This is a genomic window from Streptomyces sp. CB01635 (genome assembly GCF_002803065.1).
Classification (GTDB): domain Bacteria; phylum Actinomycetota; class Actinomycetes; order Streptomycetales; family Streptomycetaceae; genus Streptomyces.
Window position 1 is genome coordinate 22072 of the sequence record NZ_NNBL01000038.1, and the last position, 22124, is coordinate 44195.

Consider the following 22124-nt stretch of genomic DNA (forward strand, 5'->3'; position numbering starts at 1 on the left):
TACCGGACGTCGACCTGGCCTGGTGCGGCATCTCGGCTTCCGGGGCGCCTTCAGATCTTCCAGGTGCGCAGGTGGTCGGCGACGGTGTAGACGTCGAGCCGCGTGTCGCGGATCTTGTGTACGAGGTCGGAGAGGGCGCCGTAGGGCGGGTCGATGGTCTCGCCGGACTGGTCCATGTACTGGGCGGCGACGAACGCCGCGTACAGGCTGTTGTGGTGGGGGAGCGGTTCAAGGCGGGCGATGGTGTGCAGGAGGGCTGCTGCCCGCCAGGCGTTGTCCGGGTCGGACTCCTCGAGGGTGGGCATCCTGGTTTTGTGGCGGGCCACGGCCGCCACGAGCGCCGAGTAGTCGGACACGCTCATGTCCTGGCGCCCGACGGCGAACTCCTGGACGTCCAGGAGCCACGCCACATCCACGTACAAGATCATGTCAGGCGGCCGCTGCCGGGGAGCCGGGCGACGGGGCCTCGTCGGGGAACGCCTCGTCGAACTCGGAGCGCAGCCTGTCGGCCCAGGCGGAGGCGCCGGCGACGAACTGCTTGCGCTGCAGCTCGCGTACGCCGAGGTCGTGCAGGTACTCCTTGAGGCTCTTGCCCTCGGCGGCGGCACCCGCGCGTACGGCTTCCATTTCTTCGTCGGTGAAGGACACATTGAGAGACGGCATACCGCCATGGTACCTAATTGGTACCTGCCGCGCGGCAGAGCGGGGGCAGCGATTCAAGCGACCGAAGCGACTCAGACAAGGACATTGCCGTCCGGGCCGGGTCGCGTGAGTGCATGTTCGCTGCAGAGTCGCTTGAGTCGCTGGACCCGGCGCGGTGGATGCCGGTCGCTGTCCGGTGCGGGCCGGCGGCCGGGCGTCAGCTACGGGGCAGGGCTTGGGTCACTGTCGGTCGCTCGGACGAAATTGCAGGTCAGAGCCGGTAGTCCGGCGAATCAGCGACCCAAGCGACTGAACGTGCGCATATATGACGGCGCCTTCCTGTGTGGTGGGTGTGCGTGTGCGTCATATATAGAAGGCTTGAGTCGCTTCAGTCGCTGTTGGTTCTGCTGTACCCCCTCTGAACTGCACTTTTGAGAGGCGGCTTCGGAAGCTGGACACACATCTGCCGGTCGCTGCGTGATGACGACGGTCGCTTCGGCCGAGCGATCCTTTGCCGATCTTTGTTTCCCCACTGGTCTCTTGCGTATCTCCCGCTTCGCTAATCTGTCTCAGCGGCTTCGGTCGCTTCAGTCGCTGCATGGGGGTGCACATGGCGTTTGAACTGCTGGTTCCGGACAGCGACTCAGGGGGGCAGGCGCGCCGTGCGCTGGCGACAGCCCACTGGTTCGCCGGTCGTGGCTGGCCCGTTCATCCGCTGTCGCCGGGCCGCAAGACGCCTGCGGGAAGCTGCGCGGACTGCCGTGCGCCCGGGCACAGTTACGAAGGATGCGGCTGCATGGTCGAGGGCCGCTGGTGTCACGGATTCCGCGCCGCCACGCTCGATGCCGCCCGGATCAACCGGTGGTGGGGCGCCAACTCGCGTCTTGGCGTGGGGATCTCCTGCGGTCCGGCGGGCCTGGTCGTCATCGACATCGATGCACATGAGCGACAACTCCCGGACAGAGGACGCCTGTTGCCCGGAATCCCCATCGCGGAGCAGGTCGATCTGACCGGCCTCGCGAACGGCTTTCACACGCTCGGTGTCCTGGCCGCCCTGCGCGGCGCGACGAGCCCGGCGCAGGACACATCCACGATGCGCGTACGTACCCCTTCCGGCGGCCTGCACGTGTGGTACCGGGCCCAGCCGGGCCGGCGGTATCAGTGCTCCACCGGGTCCGGCGGCGGCCGCGCCCTGGCCTGGCAGGTCGACGTCCGGGCGCACGGCGGCTACATCGTCGCCCCGGGCACCGTCACCGACGCCGGCCCGTACACAGCGATGGGCCCCGTGCGCGAACCCGCGCCGCTGCCCGCCTGGCTCGCCCGCGAGCTGGACCGTACCGGGCATCTGCCGCGGCCGCCCGCGCCCCGGCCGGTCGTCCCGCGCGCGCGGCAGGCCGTCATCGCGGCGGGCGGCGGGCGGACCACGGCGAGCCGGGTGCTCCGGGCCTCGCTCGCCGACGTGAGCGCCTGTGCCGCCGTACCCGAAGGGGCCGCGTTCTCCGAGAAGTTGAACCGCGCCGCCTACATCGCGGGAGGGCTCGTCGCCGCCGGGCACCTCGACGCGGACGAGGCCGAGCGGTCCCTGACCGAGGCCGCGGCGCTGGCGCGCGGCGGACAGGAAAGGCGCTGCGCGTCCATCATCCGCAGCGGGCTGCGCGCGGGTCAGCTGCACCCGCTGCATCCGGGGGGCCGAAAGTGAGCGCACGCAACAACGACACTCTGTTCGACTTCGATGCCCAGGCCGTGGCCTCGCAGATCCTCGCCCATCCGGTCCTCCCGCCCCGCGATGAACAGGGAGAGGGCGTCGTCGCCACCGCTCAAGGACTGCTGCCCGACACCCTCAGCGACCGCGGCAACGCCAAGCTCTTCGTCCGTCTCTACGCGCGTGACTACCGGCATGTGCCGGGTCTTGGCTGGTTCCGCTGGGACGGCACACGCTGGCAGGTCGACGAGGACGACACCGTGCTGTGGGCCGCGGGTGATCTCGCCGAGTCGCTGGCCACCGGCGACCCGCGCGGTGTGTTCGCTCCGCAGGCGCTGCAGCAGCACCGTCGCCGCGCGCTGAGCACCAGTGGCATGAACGCGATGCTCACCCAGGCCAAGTCCGCGCCCGGCATGGTCCTCAACGCCGCCCGGCTGGACGCCGATCCGTACGCTCTGTGCACCCCGTCCGGCGTCGTCGACCTGCGGACCGGGACGATCCACCGCGCCGACCCCGACAAGGACTTCCACTCGCGCTCCACCACGGCGGCCCCGCTGGCGATGCCGACGCCGCGCTGGGACCGCTTCCTCAGGGACACCTTCGGTGCGGATCCCGAGGGCGCGGAGATGATCGACTTCCTGCATCTGCTGCTGGGCTACTCCCTCACCGGAGACGTCGGAGGGCAGGTCATGCCGTTCCTCTTCGGCTCCGGCAAGAACGGCAAGTCGGTGCTGCTCGACGTACTGATGAAACTCATCGGTGACTACGCCGATGCCGCCCCGCCCGGCTTCCTCATGGCCCGCCCCTACGAGGGCCACCCCACCGACCTGGCCGAACTCCACGGCCGCCGCGTCATCGTGTGCAGCGAGGTCAAGCCCGGAGACCGGTTCGACGAGGCGCGGGTCAAGCTGCTCACGGGCGGGGACCGGATCAAGGCGCGCCGCATGCGCCAGGACTTCTTCAGCTTCCAACCGACCCACAAACTATGGCTGCTGGGCAATCACCGGCCCGAAGTCGGCTCGGGTGGCTTCGCGTTCTGGCGGCGGATGCGTCTCATCCCGTTCGAGCGCGTCGTGCCCGACCACCGGAAGATCGACAACCTCGCCGACCTCCTCGTCACGGAGGAGGGCCCCGGCATCCTCAACTGGCTGATCGAGGGCGCCCGTCGCTATCTCGGCGGCGAGCGGGACCTCACCGGGCCCGAGCGCGTCCGCATCGCCACCTCCGCGTACGCGGAGACCGAGGACCACACCGGGCGCTTTTTGAGCGAGTCCTGCCGTCTGGACACCGAACTCAGGGCCGAACAAGCGTGGCTGTACACGGCCTATAAGACGTGGTGCCAGAATGAGGGAGCCCCGCCCATCTCGTCACGCGCCTTCGCGGCCCGGGTCCGCGAAGTGCTGGGACTGGCATCGCCCAAGGCGATGATCCTCTCCAACCAGCGGAAGTACTACCCGGGCATCGGACTGACGGCACTGGCCGACGAGGAGAGAGCTTGACTTCCCCCGTCTCCCCGAAGGGAGAGGGTTCCTACGGCTTGCGCCGTGAGGTTTCCTGCTTCACTGCCGATTGCCCCGCCCGGAGTTTTCCGTTGAGGTCTTACACCAGCTCCACAGGCCGATGCCGTCAGCCCGACGGCCAGAAGGTTGCGTGCCGCGTTGACGTCCCGGTCGTGGGACGTGCCGCAGCTTGTGCACGTCCACTCGCGGACGTTGAGCGGCATGCGTTCGGTGAGTGTGCCGCAGGTGGAGCACAGTTCGGAGGAGGGGAAGAAGCGGTCGACCGCGACCACTTCCCGCCCGTACCAGGCCGCCTTGTACTCCAGCATGCTCCGGAACTGCGACCACGACGCGTCACTGATCGCGCGCGCCAGGGTGTGGTTCTTGACCATGTTCCGGACGGTGAGGTCCTCGATGACGAGCGTTTGGTTCTCACGCACGAGGGGTTCTGCCATCTTGGCGAGAGTGAGCGCACAGTCCCGGTAGCGGAATCCCGAGGTGGTGTACTCGGCGGACTTCCGCGATTTCTTCCGCGACTTGAACCGCGGGTACCTGGCGCGCTTGGTGAAGGAGTGCGCGAATGCCGTCTGCAAGTGCCGCAGCGTCTGCTGGAGCGGCACCGAGGACACCTCTGTGAGGTAGTCGAGCTCCTCGGTCTTCTTCCACTCGGTGAGCAGCGCGGACGTCCGGTTGCAGTTGATCCGCTGCCGCACCCAGGCTTCGGTACGAGCCGCCAGGGCCATGTTGTAGACCTTGCGCACGCATCCGAACGCGCGCGACAGCTCGGCCGGCTGCGCATCGGTCGGATAGAAACGGTACTTGAACGCCCGCTCCACGTGACTCCCGGCCATGCTCAGAAACTGGAACGGGATCACGTAAACATCAATCCTGCGTTTCCCCTCCGCCCTGCAGGGCGGAGTATCCACGGAGGTATGCGATGAGCGCCCTCATCACCGAGTACGAGATCGCGCACGAGACCGATCTTGTCTGGCTCGAGGACATCGACACCCTGGACTACGTACGCCAGAGCCTGGACCGGCTGCCCACCCGGCGTGGCAGGCCCGCCTACCACCGGGACGGCCGCATGGTCGGCTACGCGGTCCTCGGCACGCAGGCCAAGCCGTCGCGCTCCTCGGGCACGTTCCGCCGTCGAGTCTTCTGGCTGCTGCCGCACGACCGGGACAGCGAGCCCGAGGGCCTGTACGCCAAGGGTGCCCCGGCCGAGGCCGTGGACCCGTGCACGCTCGGGCCCGGTGACAAGGGCCGTAAGACCGAGCGCTCGGAGGGCGGACCGCCGTCCTCGGCCATGCGGGCGCTGGGAATCACGCTGCCGTTGTAGCGCCACAGGCCCCTCCGTTTCCGGTTCGAGAGCCTCCGAAGCGCCGCACGGACATTGCAAAGAACCGTCCGCCCGGTATATTTCTCCGCCGAGGGCATGACTGCAGGGCACCTACCGTAGGGGGAACGGGTGGCGAGTCGTATGCATGTGCAAGTGGCGATAGTCGGCGGGGGGCCGGTCGGCATGTGCCTGGCCGCCGAGCCGGCGGCGCACGGGGTGCGCGTTCTGGTCCTGGAGTCCCGTACCGATGTGTCCCTGCGCCCCGAGGCGACCACGCTGCACGCCCGGACGGTGCAGTCCCTGGTCCGGCGCGGACACCTCGCGGGTCTGATATCCGTCGGCGGGGCCGCCACGAGTCCCTTCCATTTCGCGGGGATTCTCGGTCTGGCGATCTCTGCTCCGGCCGGGGAGCCGGAGCCCGTACTCAAGTGCCCGCAGGCCGAACTCGAGCGGCGCTTCGAAGAGCGGGCCCGTACCGCCGGCGCGCGGATCCTGCGGGGCGTGTCGGTGACGGACGTCCAGCAGGAGCACGACGCGGTCCGCATCACCGCCCGGGGGCCGCAGGAGTGCTGGAGCTGGCGGGCCCAGTACGTGGTGGGGGCGGACGGTGCGCGCAGCACGGTGCGCGAACTCGCGGGCATCGGCTGCCGGGTGTATCCGGCGACCGTGTCCGCGATGATGGGTCGGGTCCGCCTCCAGCGGCCGGACGAGCTGCGCCCGGGCTGGCACCGCACCCGACGCGGCTGGATCGTCGCCAAGGCGGACCCGGACGGCGGGGTCCACCTGCGGACGCTCAACTGCCAACGGGAGCACAGCGACCGGTACCGGCCGCCCACCCTCGACGAGCTGCGCTGCGAGGTCGGCCGGATCGCCGGGCGTGACATCGCGATGAGCGAACCGCGGTGGCTGAGCAGGTTCAGCGACTTCTCCCGGATCGCCCGTACCTACCGCGCCGGACGCATCCTGCTGGCGGGCGACGCGGCGCACGTGCACTTCCCGATCGGTGGCCAAGGGCTGAGCACGGGGCTGTTCGACGCCGTCAATCTCGGCTGGAAGCTGGCGCTCACGGTGCGCGGTGACGCGGGGGAGGGGCTGCTCGACACCTACGACCAGGAGCGCAGACCCGCCGCGCAGCGGGTCGTCGACAACACGCGGGCTCAGCTCGCCCTGATGCGGCCGGGAGCCGAACTCGACCCGCTGCGGGAGCTGTTCGGCGATCTGCTGTCCAGGGGAGCGGAGAACAGCAGGCTCGGCGCGATGATCAGCGCCCAGGACACGGTGCTGCCCTGCCGCACCGGGCATTCCTCCGCTTGGGAAGGAAGGTTTCTGCGCAATGTGCCGCTGACCACGGGGGAGGGGCCGACCGATGTGATCGGGCTGCTCCGCGGGGGCGGCCGGTGTTGCTGCTTCTCGGGGAGCGGGGCAGCCGGTATGCGGAGCAGGTCCGGGGCTGGTCCGGGTCGCTGCGTGTCGTCCATGCCGCCCCGGCGCCCGAGATCTCCTGCGATGCGCTGCTCGTACGGCCCGACGGTTGCATCGCATGGGCCCCGGACGGCGACGAGCTGGCTTCGGCCCTGACGGCGTACCTGGGGCCGGGCCGGGCGACCGGGAGGGGGGCGTGTACCAGCGCTCAGCCAGCGCTGGTCGGCGGGGCCTGCTCGGCCTCCAGCGCCTGCAGTTCGGCGAAGACCTTCGCGCCACGGCTCTCGCTGAGGTCCACGGAGGTGAGTACGGAGGACAGTACAACGCTGGGCAGCACATGGCGCAGCAGGGCGGAGGCCCTGAACAGCAGATCCTGGTGGTCACGCATGGCCTGGGACATGGCCTGTACTCCGGCGAAGGAGCCCACCAGGACCTCGGCGGTCTCGGCCGATACGACATGGGGCAGCAGCTCGCCCTGGCTCTGGGCCTTGTCCAGCAGCGTCTGGATGATCTCGCCCCATTGTGTGAAGGGGGCGGTGCGGTCGAGCCCGTGGGCCTGCTGGTCGAGCGTCAGCCGGACACCTGCCTGGACCATCGGGTCGGTCTGCAGGCGGTAGGCGTACACCATCACCGTGTCGACGAGCTGCTGGATCTTGCTGGCGCGATCGGGAATGGGCAGCTGCTGGCCCTGCTCCTGAAGGACTCCCTCTGCCAGGTGTTCCTTCGAGGGGAAGTGGAAGTACAGGGCTCCCTTGGTGACGCCGGCCGTGGTGAGGATCTCGCTGATGGTCGCGGACTGGTAGCCGCGTTCCTCGAAGACCTTTGCCGCCGCCGAGAGCAGCGTCTGCCGTGTGCGAATGGCTCGATCCTGTTGCGCCATGGTGGCCTCCTCCGATCATGAGCCCGGAGACCCAATAAAAAAACCGTCCAGTTTGTATCTTACTTCGGACGGCGCTTCGCGCGAACCTTCCGCCGTACAGGAATCGGAATCCACATGAAACGGTCACGAATAAGGAGGCGCTTGCGGTGAGCGGATCGAGGGCTGTGGGCTCGCAGCGGAGAGAGGGCGGGGAGGGCCCGGTGATCCTCGTGACCGGGGCGACCGGGACGGTGGGCCGGGAGTTGGTCCGGCGGTTCCCCTCCGGCCTGCGCGTTCGGCTCATGACGAGGGATCCCGCGAGGGTCACGGGCATGCCCGTGACCGTGGAGACGGTCGCTGCGGATCACGGCGATCCGCAGTCGCTGGCCCGCGCTCTGGCGGGTGTGGGGACGGCCTTTCTCGTCACCAACCGCATCGCCGGTGACGACGACGCCCGGTTTGTCCGTGCCGCGTCCAAGGCTGGAGTGCGGCGTCTGGTGAAACTCTCCGCGGCGGCCGTGCTCGACCCGGACGCCGACGACCTCATCACGCGGTGGCAGCGTGCCAACGAGGAGCTGCTGCGCGCCTCCGGCATGGAGTGGACCCTGCTGCGGCCGCGCGCGTTCATGTCCAACTCCCTGTCCTGGGTGCCGTCCATCCGCTCCGAGCGCGTCGTACGGACGCTCCACGGGACCTCGGCCAACGCCTGTGTGGATCCCCGGGACATCGCGGAGGTCGCGGTGCGTGTCCTGACCGAGGAGGGGCACGCCGGCAAGGCCTACACCCTCACCGGGCCCGAGGCGATCACAGCGGCCGAGCAGACGGATCAGCTCGGCCGGCTGCTCGGTATCCCGCTGCGCTTCGAGGAACTGACTCCCGACGAGGCGCGTGACGGCCTGGCCAAGCGCTGGCCGGCGCCGGTGGTCCAAGCCCTGCTGGAGAGCGCGGAACGCCAGCGCGGCGGGGCCAAGGCCGGTGTGGATGACACGGTTCGCGCGGTCACCGGGCGTCGGGCGGGGACCTTCGACGCCTGGGCCCGGGACCATCTTGCCGCGTTCACCCCGGACTTGGCCGCGGGCCGCCCGCGGGTGCCGGGCTGAGCGAGGTACGGGGGAGGCGCCTGACACGGAGCGGGTTCGGCATCCCCGGGGAGTGCCGGAACATCGCCGGGGATACCGCGCGGCGGCTCGCTGTGCGGTATCAGGCCGGGCTCGCTGCCACGGTGACGGTGGACCAGAACACGAGCTCGCCCTCCTGGTGCCCGGTCACGACCACGGACTCCGTGCTGTCCGTGCTCGTCCTCGGCAGACGGCGCGCCTCGATCAGGCAGGGTGTGTCCAGTTCGGTGTAGCGCTTGAATTCACTGGTGACGTCGAGGGGCAGGGATGAGCGCCCCAGGGCCGCGGCCGTGGCCTGGCGGGCGGCTTCGATCAGCACCATGCCCGGCACATGGTCGCCCGGGTGCTCGAAGAGCACAGGGTGGCGGGTGTCCACCCTGAGCTGCCAGCTGTCCGGCTCTCCCGTGGGTGACAGCACGACGTCCATGGGGGAGGTGCGGCCGACGTTCTGCGGCGCCGTCGGGCTGGTCAGGGGGAGCGGGCGGCGGCCACTGTTCAGGCGCTCGGCGCGCAGTCGCTCGTAGACCTTGGGGGTGGTGCAGGTGAGGCCGGCGCTCCCGGTCGCGGCGATGTGGCCGTCACGGCGGATCGTGACGTCGTAGTGGAAGCCCGTCAGCTTGCCGCAACGCTGCTTGACCTCACTGCAGACGATCTCCATGTCCAGTGCGGCCGGTGTCCCGTCGACCGCTATGTGCTCCGGTCGCACCGAGACCGAGAGGTCCCACATGAGGAAGTGGTGGCCGAGGGGAACACCGAACTCCGCGTGCGACAGGAGAGCGCCGACCTGGCGGATCGTCTCGGCCGCGATGAGCGGATCGTGGCAGCCGTCCACATTGGTGAAGAAGCTGTGCCCGCGCGGCCACTGGGCGGACGCGACGAAGTGCGTGTCGTCCAGCCGCGCCCAGTCGGTGAGCAGCACTTCGGCGACGCCGGCGCGGTGCACGAGCTCCTTGGGCACCGTGGTGGTCAGGGAGGGGAAGCGGCTGATGTCGCCGCGGTGAGGCGCTGTGCCGAGGGGCGGTGCGACAGCTGTGTCGATCGACGCGTGTTCGGTGCGGAACGTGATCACGGACATGCTTCCCCCTGCGCGGATACGAAACCGGGTGTGTCTCACTGAGCGAGAAAGATACATACCATCCGGTTTAATTTCCAGGGATCCGCGAACTCCTGAGGCTCGGGATATGGAGTGATCTGCTCCGAATCGGGCGGACGGGAGCTGTCGATTTTCCTCGACTGGCGTCTGACGTGCGGCTCTTGCGGTGACGGCCGGGTGGTGTACCCAGGGGCGGCCGCATCTCAAGCGAAGCCAAAGTGACTCTCGAGTGCCCCGGTCGACCGTTCTTCCACGGACTGCGGAAGGAGGGTGACCGATGAGCAGGGGTGAAGCCGTACTCCGTGTCGAGCGGGGGCGGGCGGACGATGCCGAACTCGCAGCCCTGACAGCTGTGTTGCTCGCGCTGCACCGGGCGCGTGAGAAGCCGGACGACGAACTCGAGGCGGTCGTTGCCTCCTCCTGGTGGAGGAGGCCCGGGGACTTTGTGCCGCCCGGAAGCTGGCGGTAGATGCCCGGCCTGTAGCAATCCTCGAGTTCCCACCTTAAAACCGCGTACGCGGTTTGTTAATGTGTGCTGCACGGACCCGGGGTGGGACCTCCGCGGCCTTGTCCCAGGAGGGGACTGACATGGCGATGACGACTGCCCTTGCACCGACCGAGGCGGGGCCCAGCGACGCGCGTGGACGTGTGGCCGAGTTGCACGCGATTCGTGAGCAGGCGTTGCGGGGGCCCAGTGACAAGGCGACCGAGGCCCAGCACGCGAAGGGCAAGCTGACCGCGCGTGAGCGGATCGAGCTGCTGCTCGACGCGGGATCGTTCAACGAGGTCGAGCAGCTGCGCCGGCACCGGGCGACGGGTTTTGGCCTGGAGGCCAAGAAGCCGTACACGGACGGTGTCATCACCGGCTGGGGCACGGTCGAGGGCCGCACGGTCTTCGTCTACGCGCACGACTTCCGTATTTTCGGTGGCGCTCTGGGTGAGGCCCACGCCACGAAGATCCACAAGATCATGGACATGGCCATCGCGGCGGGTGCCCCGCTGGTCTCGCTCAACGACGGTGCGGGTGCCCGTATCCAGGAGGGTGTCTCCGCTCTCGCCGGTTACGGCGGCATCTTCCAGCGCAACACCAAGGCGTCCGGGGTCATCCCGCAGATCAGCGTGATGCTCGGCCCGTGCGCGGGTGGCGCGGCCTACAGTCCGGCCCTGACCGACTTCGTGTTCATGGTCCGTGAGACCTCGCAGATGTTCATCACCGGACCGGACGTCGTCAAGGCGGTCACCGGTGAGGAGATCACCCAGAACGGCCTGGGCGGTGCGGACGTGCACGCCGAAACCTCGGGCGTGTGCCACTTCGCGTACGACGACGAGGAGACCTGCATCGCCGAGGTCCGCTACCTCGTCTCGATGCTCCCCTCCAACAACCGCGAGAACCCGCCCCGTCTCGCCTGTACCGATCCGGCGGACCGTCGCGGCGATGTCCTGCTCGATCTGGTTCCGGCGGACGGCAACCGCCCGTACGACATGGCCAAGGTCATCGAGGAGCTCGTCGACGACGGCGACTACCTCGAGATCCACGAGCGCTGGGCCCGCAACATCATCTGCGCGCTGGCCCGTCTGGACGGTCAGGTCGTCGGCATCGTCGCCAACCAGCCCTCGTCCCTCGCAGGCGTCCTGGACATCCAGGCATCGGAGAAGGCCGCACGTTTCGTGCAGATGTGCGACGCCTTCAACATCCCCATCGTGACTCTCCTCGACGTTCCCGGGTTCCTGCCCGGTGTCGACCAGGAGCACGGCGGGATCATCCGGCACGGCGCCAAGCTCCTGTACGCGTACTGCAACGCCACCGTGCCCCGGATCTCCCTCATCCTGCGCAAGGCGTACGGAGGTGCCTACATCGTCATGGACTCGCAGTCGATCGGTGCCGACCTCACCTACGCCTGGCCCACCAACGAGATCGCCGTGATGGGCGCCGAGGGCGCCGCCAACGTCATCTTCCGCCGTCAGATCGCCGAGGCCGAGGACCCCGAGGCCATGCGCACCCGCATGGTCAAGGAGTACAAGGCCGAGCTCATGCACCCGTACTACGCGGCCGAGCGGGGCCTGGTCGACGACGTCATCGACCCCGCTTCCACCAGAGAAGTCCTGGTCAGGTCCTTGGCCATGCTGCGTAGCAAGCACGCCGACCTGCCCTCCCGCAAGCACGGCAACCCGCCGCAGTAACGGAGCACCTTGATGGTCAAACAGGAACGCGCGCTGCGTACGCGAGAGGCGCTGATCAAATCCGCCGCCGCGGCATTCGACGGCGAGGGCTTCAGCGTCTCGTCGCTCACCGTGATCAGCAGGCGAGCAGGCGTGAGCAACGGGGCGCTGCACTTCCACTTCGACAGCAAGGCCGCCCTTGCGGGGGCCGTCGAGGAAGCCGCCGCGAGGCGGCTCGGCCTCATCACGCTGCGCGGCGAGGGCGAACCGGGCACGGCCCTGCAGTCGTTGGTGGACGCCACGCACGACCTGGCGCGCAGGCTCCGCGACGACGAGGTCCTGCGCGCCGGCTTCGCCCTGTGCGGTGACAACGCCTACGCGACGAGCGAGCGGAACCTGAGGCTCCAGTGGAGGAAGTGGGTCGAGGGGACGCTCGAGCGCGCCGAGGGCGAGGGCGGTCTGGCCGAGGAGGTGGCACCGCACGACGCGGTGATCGCCGTCGTGGCGGCGACCGTGGGCTTCGAGGTGCTGGGGTCGCAGGACTCCACCTGGCTCTCGTACCGCACGCTCACCCAGTTCTGGCAGCTGCTGCTGCCACGGCTCGCCTCGCCGTCGACGCTCGGGCGCCTCAGGGCGGAGGGCAGGGACGACGCCGGCGCCGCCCGAGCGGCGGGTCTGAGGTCCTGACGCCCTGCCGGCCCAGTACACCGGGGGCCCGATCCCCGGTTCGCAACCGACAACTCCGGGCCCGTGCCCAACCGTCGGGCCCCACCCCCCAGGAGGAATTTCCTTGCACAGCACCCAGCCGGAAGTATCGGCGGAACGCGACCCGAGGCGCTGGGTCATCCTGGGGGTGATCTGCCTGGCCCAGCTCGTCGTCCTGCTCGACAACACCGTTCTCAACGTCGCCATCCCCGTACTCACCGAGGACTTGGGCGCGAGCACGGCCGACGTCCAGTGGATGGTCAACGCCTACGCCCTCGTACAGTCCGGACTCCTGCTCACCGCAGGCAGTTTCGCCGACCGGTACGGCCGCAAACTGATGCTGCTCACCGGTCTCGTCCTGTTCGGCCTCGGTTCCACCGCGGCGGCGCTCGCGCAGAGTTCCGGGCAGCTCATCGCCGCCCGGGCCGGAATGGGCATCGGCGGCGCACTGCTCGCCACCACCACCCTCGCGGTGATCATGCAGGTCTTCGACGACGAGGAGCGCCCGCGGGCCATCGGCCTGTGGGGCGCGGTCAGCTCGCTGGGCTTCGCGGCCGGGCCGCTGATCGGCGGAGCCCTCCTCGACCACTTCTGGTGGGGCTCGATCTTCCTGATCAACATCCCCGTCGCGCTGTTCGGCCTGCTGGCCGCCGCCCGGCTCATCCCGGAGACCAAGAACCCGCAGGGCGAGCGGCCCGACTTCCTCGGCGCCGTCCTGTCCACGCTCGGCATGGTGGGCGTGGTGTACGCGATCATCTCCGGGCCCCAGTACGGCTGGGCGTCGCCCCGCGTGCTGGTGCCCGCGGTGGTGGGCGTTCTCGCCCTGTTCGCCTTCGTGCGCTGGGAGTTGCGCGTCTCCCACCCCATGCTGGACATGAGCTTCTTCCGCAGCCGCCGCTTCAACGGGGCGATCGCGGGCGGACTGCTCGTGGCGCTCGGCATGGCCGGGTCGCTGTTCCTGCTGACCCAGCACCTCCAGCTGGTGCTCGGCTACGACGCCCTGCAGGCCGGACTGCGCACCGCGCCGCTCGCCCTGACGATCGTCGCCCTCAACCTCGCGGGGATCGGCGCCAAGCTGCTCGCCAAGCTCGGCGCGGCGCGGTCGATCGCGCTCGGGATGTCACTCCTGGCGGTGGGCCTCGCCGCGGTGGCGCTGCTCGGCTCCGGCTCCGATGCGGGCTACGGGGGGATGCTGGTCGGCCTCGTCGTGATGGGCTGCGGCATCGCCCTGGCCATGCCCGCGATGGCCATCTCGATCATGTCGGCCATCCCGCCCGCCAAGGCGGGCGTGGGAGCGGGCGTGCAGGGCACGCTGACCGAGTTCGGCGGAGGTCTCGGGGTCGCGGTACTCGGCGCGATCCTGGGGTCGCGGTTCGCGGCCCTGCTCCCGGTCGGCGTCGGCGCCTCGGGGTCGCTGGCCGCGGCCCTCACGGACGCCGGGGATGACCCGCAGGTGATCAAGCAGGTGCACGACGCCTTCGGCGACGCGGTGAGCACCAGCCAACTGATCGGCGCCGCAGCGGTGTTCGCCGGCGGACTCCTCGCCGGATGCCTGCTGCACCTGGCCGACCGGTCCGCGGCGGCCGCCACGGCGCCCGCCGACCCGGTCGAGGCCCCGGCCGCCGGGTAGCCGCCGTACAGCGACGACAGGGCCCCGGAGCAGATCGTGCTCCGGGGCCCTGCCGCGTGCGGGTGGCCGGAGTGTCCGGCTAGGAGCCCGGTGTCCCCGCGATGCCCCAGCGCTCCGCGGGGATCCCCGTCAGGGTGATCCAGGTCTGCGCGCGGATGTCCTCGCCGAAGACGTCCACCGTGGCCTGCGTGAGCCGTTCGATCAGGGCGCGCTCCGACTCCGGGGTGAGCCGGCGGTCGTAGATCTTGACGTCGATGTAGGGCATGTCCGGTCCTTCGCTTCGATCGGCTTCGCTCGGAGGTCTTCTCGGGGGCGTGCGCACGCGGTCACGCGATGCGGGCCAGGCTCGCCTTCTCGTACGCCTCGTGCAGCGCCTGGGTCACGGACGTCACCAGGTGATCGACCTGATCGTCCGTCAGGCCCGGATGGCAGGGCAGGTTCATGTGCTCCTCGAACCACACGCGTTCGGCGTTCGGGCACTCGCCCGCGCCGTGTCCGCGCAGTCGCCACTCCGGGGACAGATGGAGCGGGAAGTACCGCAGCTGGACCTCCACGCCGAGCAGGTCGACCGCGCGCACGAAGTGCTCGCGCACCTCGCGTCCGTCGGTCAGGAAGAACGTGTACAGGTGGTAGGCATGCCGGCTGTCCGCCGTCGCGCGGTGCAGACGTACGCCCGGGAACGCCGAGAGGGCCTCGTCGAGGCGGCCCGCGATCCACCTGCGCCGCTCCACGAAGCGGTCCAGCGAGTCCAGTTGCACCACGCCGACGGCGGCCGCCGCCTCGGACATCGTGGCGTTGGTGCCCGCACCGCGGATACCGACCGCCGTGCGCCCGTACACGGCGTCGGCGAACTTCATCCACGGCAGCAGAGCGGGAGGTTCGCCGGCCAGGTCGGTGCGCGCCGTGTACACGCCGTCCACCTCGTTGTCGCGGATGCGCAGCACCCGCTCGGCCCACTCGTCGCGGGCCAGGGTGATCATTCCGCCCTCGCCGAGGGTGGTGATGTTCTTGGTGGAGTGGAAGCTGAAACAGCCGATGTCGGCCAGGGCGCCCGGGTGGCGTCCCTTGTAGAGGGCGCCGATGCCGTGGGCGCTGTCCTCGACCACGATCGCACCGTGCCGGCGGGCGATCGCCATGATCCGGTCCATGTCGGCCGGATTGCCGCCGTAGTGAACCAGGAAGACGGCCCGCGTGCGGTCCGTGATCAAGGTCTCGAGGACGTCCGGGTCCATGTTCAGCGTGTCGGGGTCCACGTCGCAGAAGCGGACCCGCACGTCGTGGTTCAGCAGGGGCTGGATCGTGGCCTGGAAGGTCTGCGGGGTCGCGATCACCTCGTCGCCCGGGGCCAGGTCGAGGAGCCTGGTCGCCAGTTCCAGGGCGACCGTGCCGCTGGTGACGGTCAGCGCGTGACGGGCGCCGATCCGCTCCCGGAAACGTTCCTCGAACCGGTCGCGCCACACACCGGCCGTCAACGTACCCTCGGCACGCACGAGTTCGGCCAAGGCCGCGAGATCGGCCTCGCCGAGGACGCTGCCCCGCCGGGCGAACGGGACGCGGTAGGTGCCCCCGCCCAGGGCCACGGCGCTCATGCCGCCTCCCTGGCGAGCCGCTCCAGCTTGTCCGCGATGCGGGCCCGCAGGACCTTCTTGTCGACCTTGTTCAGACCGGTCAGCGGGAAGGTGCCGACGGCCTCGACGCGGTCCGGCAGCTTGTAGGAGGCAAGGCCCCGCGAGCGCAGCAGTTCGCGCAGCACCGGCAGCTTCGGCGCGGGACGGCCCGGTGCCGCGATGACGTACGCGCAGACCTTCTCGCCGAGCACCGGATCGGGCATCGCCACGACCGCCGCCTGCTGGACGTCCGGGTGAGCCGTCAGATGGCCCTCGATCTCGGTGGCCGAGACCTTGTCGCCACCGCGGATGACGACGTCCTTGACCCGGCCCTCGATCACGATCTCCCCGCCCGCGGTGCGGCGCACCAGGTCGCCGCTGCGGTAGAAGCCGTCCTCGGTGAAGGCCCGCTCGTTGTGCTCGGGCGCCCGGTAGTAGCCGCGCAGCGTGTACGGGCCCCGGGTGAGCAGTTCGCCGATGCCGCCGAGGGGCACGTCCGCGCCGTCCGTGTCCACGACGCGGATCTCGTCGGCCGGGGAGACCGGACGGCCCTGCGTCGTGAGGATCGTGTCGTGCGGATCGTCGTAGCGCGTGAACGTGAGCAGGCCCTCCGCCATGCCGAAGACCTGCTGGAGGCGGACGCCGAGGAGCGGCTCGATGCGGGCCGCCACCTCGTCGTGCAGCTTGGCGCTGCCCACCTGGAGGACATCGAGACTGCTCAGGTCGTGCTCGTGGCCCTCCTCGACGGCCGCCAGCCACAGATGGACGATCGTCGGGATGACCGAGGTGAGCGTGACGCGCTCCCGCTCGATCAGCGGGAAACAGGCCAGCGGCTGGGGAGTCTCGGCGAAGACGACGCGGCCGCCGACCCGCAGCGTGCCGATGATGCCGGGGCAGCCCCAAGGGAAGTTGAACTCGACCGGCAGGACCGCCAGATACACGGTTGAGGAGTCCAGGCCGCAGATGTCGCCGGTGATCCGTGTCTGGTAGGCGTAGTCGTCATGGGTGCGCGGGATCAGCTTCGGCAGCGCCGTGGTACCCCCGGACAGCAGGAAGAACGCCACGTCCGACGCGTCCGGCCCGGGGAGGTCCACCGGTTCGGCGTCCACGTCGGCCAGCGCCGTGCAGCCCTCGCGCGGCACGCCCGGGTCACCCGCGACGAACACCTGGGAGATCTGGGGGAGTTGTTCCTGCATCGACCGCGCGAGATCACGGTGGTCGAAGCCGTTGAACGTGTCCGGCACGATGTACGCGCTCGCGCCGGACAGCTCGGCCAGGTGCCGGATCTCGTTGTCGCGGTAGGCCGGCAGCGCGAACACCGGCAGCGCCCCCAGGCGGAACAGCGCGAAGCAGACCGCCACGAAGTCGGGGGTGTTCGGCAGCTGCACCAGCACCCGGTCGCCGGGGGCTGTGCCGCGCGCCGCGAAACCCGCGGCGAGCCGGTCGCACCACTCGTCCAGGGCGCGGTACGTGATGCGGCGCCGCCCGTCCGCGCTGACCAGGGCCTCCCGGTCGCCGTACTCGTCGGCCCACCGCCGCAGCAGCGCACCGAGCGTCTCACCCCGCCAGTACCCGGCCTCGCGATATCGCGAGGCCAGCTCCTCGGGCCAGGGAACGCATCCGTCCAGCATCGCTCATCCTTCCGCCGTTCGCGTCCGGCCAAGTCTGAGCAGGGGCGTTGACGCGCCGCTGATGTACGGGCGCCGCGGCCGCCCGGCGCGTCAGGCGGCGATCAGCCCTGCGTCAGCACGGACGACCACGATGCCGACGTACGGGCTGATGGAAGCCACGCCGAGAGCGGCCGAAGAAATGGGAGCACACCCGATGGAGACCTGGGTCCTGAGCAGGCACGACATCGCGGAGATCGTGGCCGCCGTCGGGCGCGACGACCTGATGGGCCGGATCATCGACCGGCTCGCCGAGGGGTTCGCCGAGATCGGCCGCGGCGCGCGCGAACTGTCGCCCCTGCGCGACGGATTCGAGCGTACGGAGCCGGTGCGCGGCATCTTCGAGTGGATGCCGCACCGCGACCCGGGCGACAGCATCACCCTCAAGACCGTCGGCTACAGCCCCGGCAACCCCAAGCACTTCGGGCTGCCCACCATCATCGGCACGGTCGCCCGCTACGACGACAGCACCGGCGCCCTCACCGCCCTGATGGACGGCGTGCTGCTCACCGCCCTGCGCACCGGCGCCGCCTCGGCCGTCGCGAGCCGGCTGCTCGCCCGCCCCGACAGCCGCACCCTCGGCCTGATCGGCGCCGGCGCCCAGGCGGTCACCCAACTCCACGCGCTGTCCCTCGTGTTCCCGCTGGAGCGGGTCCTGGTGTGGGACACGGATCCGGCGCACCGCGACAGCTTCGCGCGCCGCGCCGCGTTCACCGGGATCCCCGTTCAGTGCGCGGACCCCGCACGGATCGCCGCCGAGGCGGACATCATCACCACGGCCACTTCGGTGCCCACCGGCGGCGGTCCGGTGCTCCCCGACGGCCCGCACCGCGAGCACCTGCACATCAACGCCGTCGGCGCCGACCTCATCGGCAAGACCGAACTGCCGCTCTCGCTGCTGCGCCGGGCCTTCGTCACCGCCGACCACCCCGAGCAGGCCCACCGCGAAGGCGAGTGCCAGCGGCTCGCACCGCACCAGACGGGGCCCGGCCTGACCCGCCTCGCCGCCGAGCCCGCCCTGGCTCACGAGCGCCGCGGCGCGCTGACCGTCTTCGACTCGACCGGATTCGCCTTCGAGGACGCCCTGGCCATGGAGGTCTTCCTGGAAGCGGCGGCCGAGCACGGCCTCGGCAGCCGGCTGCAGATCGAGCACCACCCGGCCGACACCGTCGATCCGTATGCGCTGCAGCCGCTCCCCGTCGCCTCCCCGGCCCGGCACTGAACCGGGCACCGAACCGGGCCGCCGGCCCGCCCCTGGACCGAACCCGCGAAGGAGACCCCCTCGATGGCCCAGAAGACCCTGCCCGCCCCCCGACCGACCGTCGAGGACGGCGGACACCAACTCTTCGGCTGGCTGCGGAACATGCGTGACGAACACCCCGTCCACGAGGACGAGTACGGGGTGTTCCACGTCCACCGGCACGCCGACGTGCTCGCCGTCTCCGCGGACCCGGCCGTGTTCTCCTCCGAACTGCAGCGGCTGCGCCCCGACTCCGAGGCACTCACCGAGGAGATCCTCTCGGTGATCGACCCGCCGTTGCACCGAAAGCTGCGCCAGCTCGTCAGCAAGGCGTTCACGCCGCGGACGATCGCCGACCTCGAACCGCGGGTCGTGGAGCTCGCCGGGCAGCTGCTCGACGGTATCGAGGGCGACTCCTTCGACCTGGTCGCCGACTTCGCGTACCCGCTGCCGGTCATCGTCATCGCCGAGCTGCTCGGCGTACCGGCCGAGGACCGCGCCCTGTTTCGCTCCTGGTCCGACCGGATGCTGTCGATGCAGGTCGAGGACCCGGCGGACATGCAGTTCGGCGACGAGGCGGGCGAGGACTACGAGAAGCTCGTCAAGGAACCGATGAAGGCGATGCACGAGTATCTGCTCGGGCACGTCGAGGACCGCAGGAAGCACCCCGGGGACGACCTGATCTCCAAGCTGGTCGCCGCCGAGGTCGAGGGCGAGACTCTGACGGACTCTCAAATAATCGAGTTCGGCGGCCTGTTGCTCATGGCCGGACACGTCTCCACCTCCATGATGCTCGGCAACACCGTGCTGTGCCTGGAGGAGAACCCCGGGGCCGCCGCCCAGGTGAGGGCCGACCGCGGGATCGTCCCGGCCGTCATCGAAGAGGTGATGCGCCTGCGTCCGCCGATCACCGTCATGGCGCGGGTCACCACCCAGGAGACCGAGCTCGCCGGGGTCACCATCCCGGCCGGCCGCATGGTCGTCCCCTCGCTCCTGTCCGCCAACCACGACGAGCGGTCCTTCCCGGAGCCCGAGCGCTTCGACCCCACGCGCGAGGCGCGCCAGCAGATCGCTTTCGGCCACGGCATCCACTACTGCCTCGGCGCCCCGCTCGCCCGTATGGAAGGCCGCATCGCGCTGGAGGCGCTCCTCGACCGCTTCGCCGACATACGCATCACTCCCGGCGCGCAACTGCGCTACCACCGCGACGGGCTGCTCGGTGTGCGGAATCTCCCGCTGACCGTGCGGCGAGCCTGAGACCGAGGGGGCAGCCGTGCGTACCGTACGAACCCTGCTGATCGACAACTACGACTCGTTCACCTACAACCTCTTCCAGATGCTGGCCGAGGTGAACGCCGAGGTCCCCGTCGTCATCAAGAACGACGACCACGCAGCCTGGGCGGCGCTGGACCCGGCCGACTTCGACAACGTCGTCGTCTCCCCGGGACCCGGTCACCCCGGCACCGACACCGACCTCGGACTCAGCCGGCGGGTCATCGAGGAGTGGGACCTGCCGCTGCTCGGCGTGTGTCTCGGGCACCAGGCGCTGTGCCTGCTGGGCGGCGGCGAGGTGGGGCACGCACCCGAACCCGTGCACGGACGCACCAGCCGGATCGAGCACGACGGACGCGAACTGTTCGCCGAGATCCCCTCGCCGCTGCGCGTGGTGCGCTACCACTCGCTCACCGTCCACGAACTGCCCGCCGAACTGGAGTCCACGGCGTCGACGCGGGACGGCCTGCTGATGGCCGTACGGCATCGCGGCGCGCCGCGCTGGGGTGTGCAGTTCCATCCGGAGTCCGTGAGCAGCGAGTACGGCCACCGGCTGCTCGCCAACTTCCGCGACCTGAGCCTGCGCGCCCTCGGACGGGCCCCGCTGGGCGTCGAGGTGCCCGGCGTGGCCGGCGACGACACCCGGCAGGACCGACCCGGCGGGCCCGGCGATCTGCGGCTGCATGTGCGGGAGCTGGCCGAGGCGCCGGACGCCGACGCCGCGTTCGAGGAGCTCTTCGGGGATGCCCCGGCCCGCTTCTGGCTGGACAGCAGCCGCGTCGACCCGGGCCTGTCCCGCTTCACCTTCCTCGGCGCGCCCCAGGGCCCGCTCGGCGAGATCCTCACGTACGACGTCGCCGAACGGCTGGTGCGGGTGCGTGACCGCTCGGGTGACGAGGTGCTGCGGAGGCCCGGCACGCTCTTCGCGCACCTGGAGCGTGAGCTGGCCGCGCGCAGCACCCCCGCACCGGAGCTGCCCTTCGAGTTCAACCTCGGTTACGTCGGCTACCTGGGATACGAGACCAAGGCCGACAGCGGCGGCGACCGCACCCACACGGCCGAACTGCCCGACGGCGCCTTCGTGTTCGCGGACCGGATGGTCGCCGTCGACCACGCCGACGGCCGTGCCTGGCTGCTCGCGCTGAGCAGCGACCGGCACCCGGCCAGCGCCCGCGACGCCGACGACTGGCTCGCCGACGCGGCCCGCGCCCTGGCCGGCACCGTGCCCCGCCCGCCCTTCCGCCTGCTGCCCGACGAGGAACTGCTGCCGCTGGACGTGGAGTTCCGGCACGACGCCGCCGAGTACCGGGAGCTGGTCGAGGAGTGCCGGAGTCTCATCCGCGACGGCGAGACCTACGAGGTGTGCCTCACCAACCTGCTGCGCGTGCCCGGCCGGGTCGACCCGCTCACCGCCTACCGCGCGCTGCGTGCCATCAGTCCGGCGCCGTACGCCGCGTACCTGCAGTTCCCCGAGGGCGCCGTGCTCTCGTCCTCGCCCGAGCGGTATCTGCGCATCGACGCGGCGGGCACCGCCGAGTCCAAGCCGATCAAGGGCACCAGGCCGCGCGGTGCCACCCCGGCCGAGGACGAGGCCCTTGCCCGGGGCCTGGCCGCGGCCGAGAAGGACCGCTCGGAGAACCTGATGATCGTGGACCTGGTCCGCAACGATCTCGGGCAGGTCTGCGAGATCGGCAGCGTCCATGTGCCGAAGCTGTTCGACGTCGAGTCGTACGCGACCGTGCATCAGCTGGTGAGCACCGTACGGGGACGCCTCGCGGCGGATGTCTCGCGGCCGGAGGCGGTGCGCGCCGCGTTCCCCGGCGGTTCGATGACAGGGGCGCCGAAGGTGCGCACCATGCAGTTCATCGACCGCCTCGAGGGCGGGCCGCGCGGCGTCTACTCCGGGGCGCTCGGCTACTTCGCCCTGAGCGGGGCCGTCGACCTCAGCATCGTCATCCGTACGATCGTCGCCACCGCGGACGCCGCCACCATCGGTGTGGGCGGCGCGGTCATCGCGCTGTCCGACCCGGACGACGAGGTGCAGGAGATGCTCCTCAAGGCCCGCACCACGCTGCGCGCGCTGCGTCAGGCACAAGCCGTCGCCCCGGCCGGGAAGCGCGAACTCCTGGCCGGCAGCGTGCGGTGACCGCCGTCGGAGGGCGGGCCGGC

At 70.2% G+C, this 22124-nt stretch carries 18 protein-coding genes and 3 pseudogenes; 13 read left to right on the top strand and 8 right to left on the bottom strand.

The window, feature by feature from the left end:
• Nucleotides 1-50: 50 nt before the first annotated feature.
• Nucleotides 51-428 carry a toxin Doc gene (locus CG723_RS42220; RefSeq protein ID WP_100598865.1) on the bottom strand — a complete coding sequence of 126 codons (378 nt, stop codon included), beginning with the start codon at nucleotides 426-428 and terminating at the stop codon, nucleotides 51-53.
• Between the two features lies 1 nt (nucleotide 429).
• Nucleotides 430-663: a hypothetical protein gene (locus CG723_RS42225; RefSeq protein ID WP_199842103.1), complete on the bottom strand. Its 234-nt coding sequence runs from the start codon at nucleotides 661-663 to the stop codon at nucleotides 430-432.
• 589 nt (nucleotides 664-1252) lie between these two features.
• Here CG723_RS42225 and CG723_RS42230 point away from each other — a divergent pair.
• Both CG723_RS42230 and CG723_RS42235 read left to right on the top strand, forming a co-directional pair.
• On the top strand, nucleotides 1253-2341 hold the full coding sequence (locus CG723_RS42230; protein WP_100598866.1) for a bifunctional DNA primase/polymerase: 1089 nt from the start codon (nucleotides 1253-1255) through the stop codon (nucleotides 2339-2341).
• Complete coding sequence (locus CG723_RS42235; protein ID WP_100598867.1) at nucleotides 2338-3843, top strand: DNA primase family protein; 1506 nt, start codon at nucleotides 2338-2340, stop codon at nucleotides 3841-3843. Before CG723_RS42230 ends, CG723_RS42235 begins: the two co-directional genes overlap by 4 nt.
• Before the next feature lie 31 nt (nucleotides 3844-3874).
• On the opposite strand, the pseudogene CG723_RS42240 reads toward CG723_RS42235, so the two are convergent.
• Nucleotides 3875-4694 (bottom strand): annotated as a pseudogene (locus CG723_RS42240) (RNA-guided endonuclease TnpB family protein).
• An 86-nt stretch (nucleotides 4695-4780) separates the two neighbouring features.
• Here CG723_RS42240 and CG723_RS42245 point away from each other — a divergent pair.
• The 3 genes and pseudogenes from CG723_RS42245 to CG723_RS49085 form a co-directional block, all read left to right on the top strand.
• Nucleotides 4781-5182 carry a DUF6009 family protein gene (locus CG723_RS42245; protein WP_100598868.1) on the top strand — a complete coding sequence of 134 codons (402 nt, stop codon included), beginning with the start codon at nucleotides 4781-4783 and terminating at the stop codon, nucleotides 5180-5182.
• A 183-nt stretch (nucleotides 5183-5365) separates the two neighbouring features.
• Nucleotides 5366-6274: pseudogene (locus CG723_RS49080) on the top strand (FAD-dependent monooxygenase); the annotation flags it as partial.
• Nucleotides 6275-6492: 218 nt separating this feature from the next.
• Nucleotides 6493-6717: pseudogene (locus CG723_RS49085) on the top strand (aromatic-ring hydroxylase C-terminal domain-containing protein); the annotation flags it as partial.
• A 95-nt stretch (nucleotides 6718-6812) separates the two neighbouring features.
• Here the strand turns inward: CG723_RS49085 and CG723_RS48400 are convergent.
• Entirely contained in the window at nucleotides 6813-7484 is a 672-nt protein-coding gene (locus CG723_RS48400) for a ScbR family autoregulator-binding transcription factor (RefSeq protein WP_100598869.1), read from the bottom strand.
• Between the two features lie 200 nt (nucleotides 7485-7684).
• Here CG723_RS48400 and CG723_RS42260 point away from each other — a divergent pair, with 200 nt between their 5' ends.
• Complete coding sequence (locus CG723_RS42260; RefSeq protein ID WP_100598870.1) at nucleotides 7685-8563, top strand: NAD(P)H-binding protein; 879 nt, start codon at nucleotides 7685-7687, stop codon at nucleotides 8561-8563.
• A 100-nt stretch (nucleotides 8564-8663) separates the two neighbouring features.
• On the opposite strand, the gene CG723_RS42265 is transcribed toward CG723_RS42260, so the two are convergent.
• Nucleotides 8664-9656, bottom strand: coding sequence for a ScbA/BarX family gamma-butyrolactone biosynthesis protein (locus CG723_RS42265; RefSeq protein ID WP_100598871.1), 993 nt, complete (start codon nucleotides 9654-9656; stop codon nucleotides 8664-8666).
• A gap of 295 nt (nucleotides 9657-9951) precedes the next feature.
• Here CG723_RS42265 and CG723_RS42270 point away from each other — a divergent pair, with 295 nt between their 5' ends.
• The 4 genes from CG723_RS42270 to CG723_RS42285 all read left to right on the top strand — a co-directional run bounded on the left by CG723_RS42270 (nucleotide 9952) and on the right by CG723_RS42285 (nucleotide 14169).
• Nucleotides 9952-10143 carry an acyl-CoA carboxylase epsilon subunit gene (locus CG723_RS42270; RefSeq protein ID WP_100598872.1) on the top strand — a complete coding sequence of 64 codons (192 nt, stop codon included), beginning with the start codon at nucleotides 9952-9954 and terminating at the stop codon, nucleotides 10141-10143.
• 125 nt (nucleotides 10144-10268) lie between these two features.
• Nucleotides 10269-11855, top strand: coding sequence for an acyl-CoA carboxylase subunit beta (locus CG723_RS42275; RefSeq protein ID WP_100598890.1), 1587 nt, complete (start codon nucleotides 10269-10271; stop codon nucleotides 11853-11855).
• 12 nt (nucleotides 11856-11867) lie between these two features.
• The gene (locus CG723_RS42280) at nucleotides 11868-12521 is read left to right on the top strand and encodes a ScbR family autoregulator-binding transcription factor (protein WP_100598873.1); all 654 of its coding nucleotides are present in this window, start codon (nucleotides 11868-11870) and stop codon (nucleotides 12519-12521) included.
• A gap of 103 nt (nucleotides 12522-12624) precedes the next feature.
• The gene (locus tag CG723_RS42285) at nucleotides 12625-14169 is read left to right on the top strand and encodes a DHA2 family efflux MFS transporter permease subunit (protein ID WP_100598874.1); all 1545 of its coding nucleotides are present in this window, start codon (nucleotides 12625-12627) and stop codon (nucleotides 14167-14169) included.
• Between the two features lie 79 nt (nucleotides 14170-14248).
• Here the strand turns inward: CG723_RS42285 and CG723_RS42290 are convergent, their stop codons facing one another.
• The 3 genes from CG723_RS42290 to CG723_RS42300 all read right to left on the bottom strand — a co-directional run bounded on the left by CG723_RS42290 (nucleotide 14249) and on the right by CG723_RS42300 (nucleotide 17407).
• Entirely contained in the window at nucleotides 14249-14434 is a 186-nt protein-coding gene (locus CG723_RS42290; protein WP_100598875.1) for a tautomerase family protein, read from the bottom strand.
• Nucleotides 14435-14495: 61 nt separating this feature from the next.
• The gene (locus CG723_RS42295) at nucleotides 14496-15758 is read right to left on the bottom strand and encodes a DegT/DnrJ/EryC1/StrS family aminotransferase (protein ID WP_100598876.1); all 1263 of its coding nucleotides are present in this window, start codon (nucleotides 15756-15758) and stop codon (nucleotides 14496-14498) included.
• Nucleotides 15755-17407, bottom strand: a complete 1653-nt coding sequence (locus tag CG723_RS42300) for a (2,3-dihydroxybenzoyl)adenylate synthase (protein WP_100598877.1) — start codon at nucleotides 17405-17407, stop codon at nucleotides 15755-15757. Before CG723_RS42300 ends, CG723_RS42295 begins: the two co-directional genes overlap by 4 nt.
• A 193-nt stretch (nucleotides 17408-17600) precedes the next feature.
• Here CG723_RS42300 and CG723_RS42305 point away from each other — a divergent pair, with 193 nt between their 5' ends.
• The 3 genes from CG723_RS42305 (at nucleotide 17601) to pabB (ending at nucleotide 22101) form a co-directional block, all read left to right on the top strand.
• On the top strand, nucleotides 17601-18665 hold the full coding sequence (locus CG723_RS42305; RefSeq protein ID WP_234374826.1) for an ornithine cyclodeaminase family protein: 1065 nt from the start codon (nucleotides 17601-17603) through the stop codon (nucleotides 18663-18665).
• 63 nt (nucleotides 18666-18728) lie between these two features.
• Nucleotides 18729-19940, top strand: coding sequence for a cytochrome P450 (locus CG723_RS42310; RefSeq protein WP_100598878.1), 1212 nt, complete (start codon nucleotides 18729-18731; stop codon nucleotides 19938-19940).
• A gap of 16 nt (nucleotides 19941-19956) precedes the next feature.
• Nucleotides 19957-22101 carry an aminodeoxychorismate synthase component I gene (gene pabB / locus CG723_RS42315; RefSeq protein WP_100598879.1) on the top strand — a complete coding sequence of 715 codons (2145 nt, stop codon included), beginning with the start codon at nucleotides 19957-19959 and terminating at the stop codon, nucleotides 22099-22101.
• Nucleotides 22102-22124: the final 23 nt, after the last annotated feature.

Excerpts from the sequence above, each read along its gene's own strand:
- CG723_RS48400 (WP_100598869.1), bottom strand. The coding sequence starts at position 7,484 with ATGGCGCAACAGGATCGAGCCATTCGCACACGGCAGACGCTGCTCTCG.
- CG723_RS42225 (WP_199842103.1), bottom strand. The coding sequence starts at position 663 with ATGCCGTCTCTCAATGTGTCCTTCACCGACGAAGAAATGGAAGCCGTA.
- CG723_RS42245 (WP_100598868.1), top strand. The coding sequence starts at position 4,781 with ATGAGCGCCCTCATCACCGAGTACGAGATCGCGCACGAGACCGATCTT.
- CG723_RS42270 (WP_100598872.1), top strand. The coding sequence starts at position 9,952 with ATGAGCAGGGGTGAAGCCGTACTCCGTGTCGAGCGGGGGCGGGCGGAC.
- CG723_RS42265 (WP_100598871.1), bottom strand. The coding sequence starts at position 9,656 with ATGTCCGTGATCACGTTCCGCACCGAACACGCGTCGATCGACACAGCT.
- CG723_RS42290 (WP_100598875.1), bottom strand. The coding sequence starts at position 14,434 with ATGCCCTACATCGACGTCAAGATCTACGACCGCCGGCTCACCCCGGAG.
- CG723_RS42275 (WP_100598890.1), top strand. The coding sequence starts at position 10,269 with ATGACGACTGCCCTTGCACCGACCGAGGCGGGGCCCAGCGACGCGCGT.
- CG723_RS42230 (WP_100598866.1), top strand. The coding sequence starts at position 1,253 with ATGGCGTTTGAACTGCTGGTTCCGGACAGCGACTCAGGGGGGCAGGCG.
- CG723_RS42295 (WP_100598876.1), bottom strand. The coding sequence starts at position 15,758 with ATGAGCGCCGTGGCCCTGGGCGGGGGCACCTACCGCGTCCCGTTCGCC.
- CG723_RS42220 (WP_100598865.1), bottom strand. The coding sequence starts at position 428 with ATGATCTTGTACGTGGATGTGGCGTGGCTCCTGGACGTCCAGGAGTTC.
- CG723_RS42305 (WP_234374826.1), top strand. The coding sequence starts at position 17,601 with ATGGAGACCTGGGTCCTGAGCAGGCACGACATCGCGGAGATCGTGGCC.
- CG723_RS42310 (WP_100598878.1), top strand. The coding sequence starts at position 18,729 with ATGGCCCAGAAGACCCTGCCCGCCCCCCGACCGACCGTCGAGGACGGC.
- CG723_RS42280 (WP_100598873.1), top strand. The coding sequence starts at position 11,868 with ATGGTCAAACAGGAACGCGCGCTGCGTACGCGAGAGGCGCTGATCAAA.
- CG723_RS42300 (WP_100598877.1), bottom strand. The coding sequence starts at position 17,407 with ATGCTGGACGGATGCGTTCCCTGGCCCGAGGAGCTGGCCTCGCGATAT.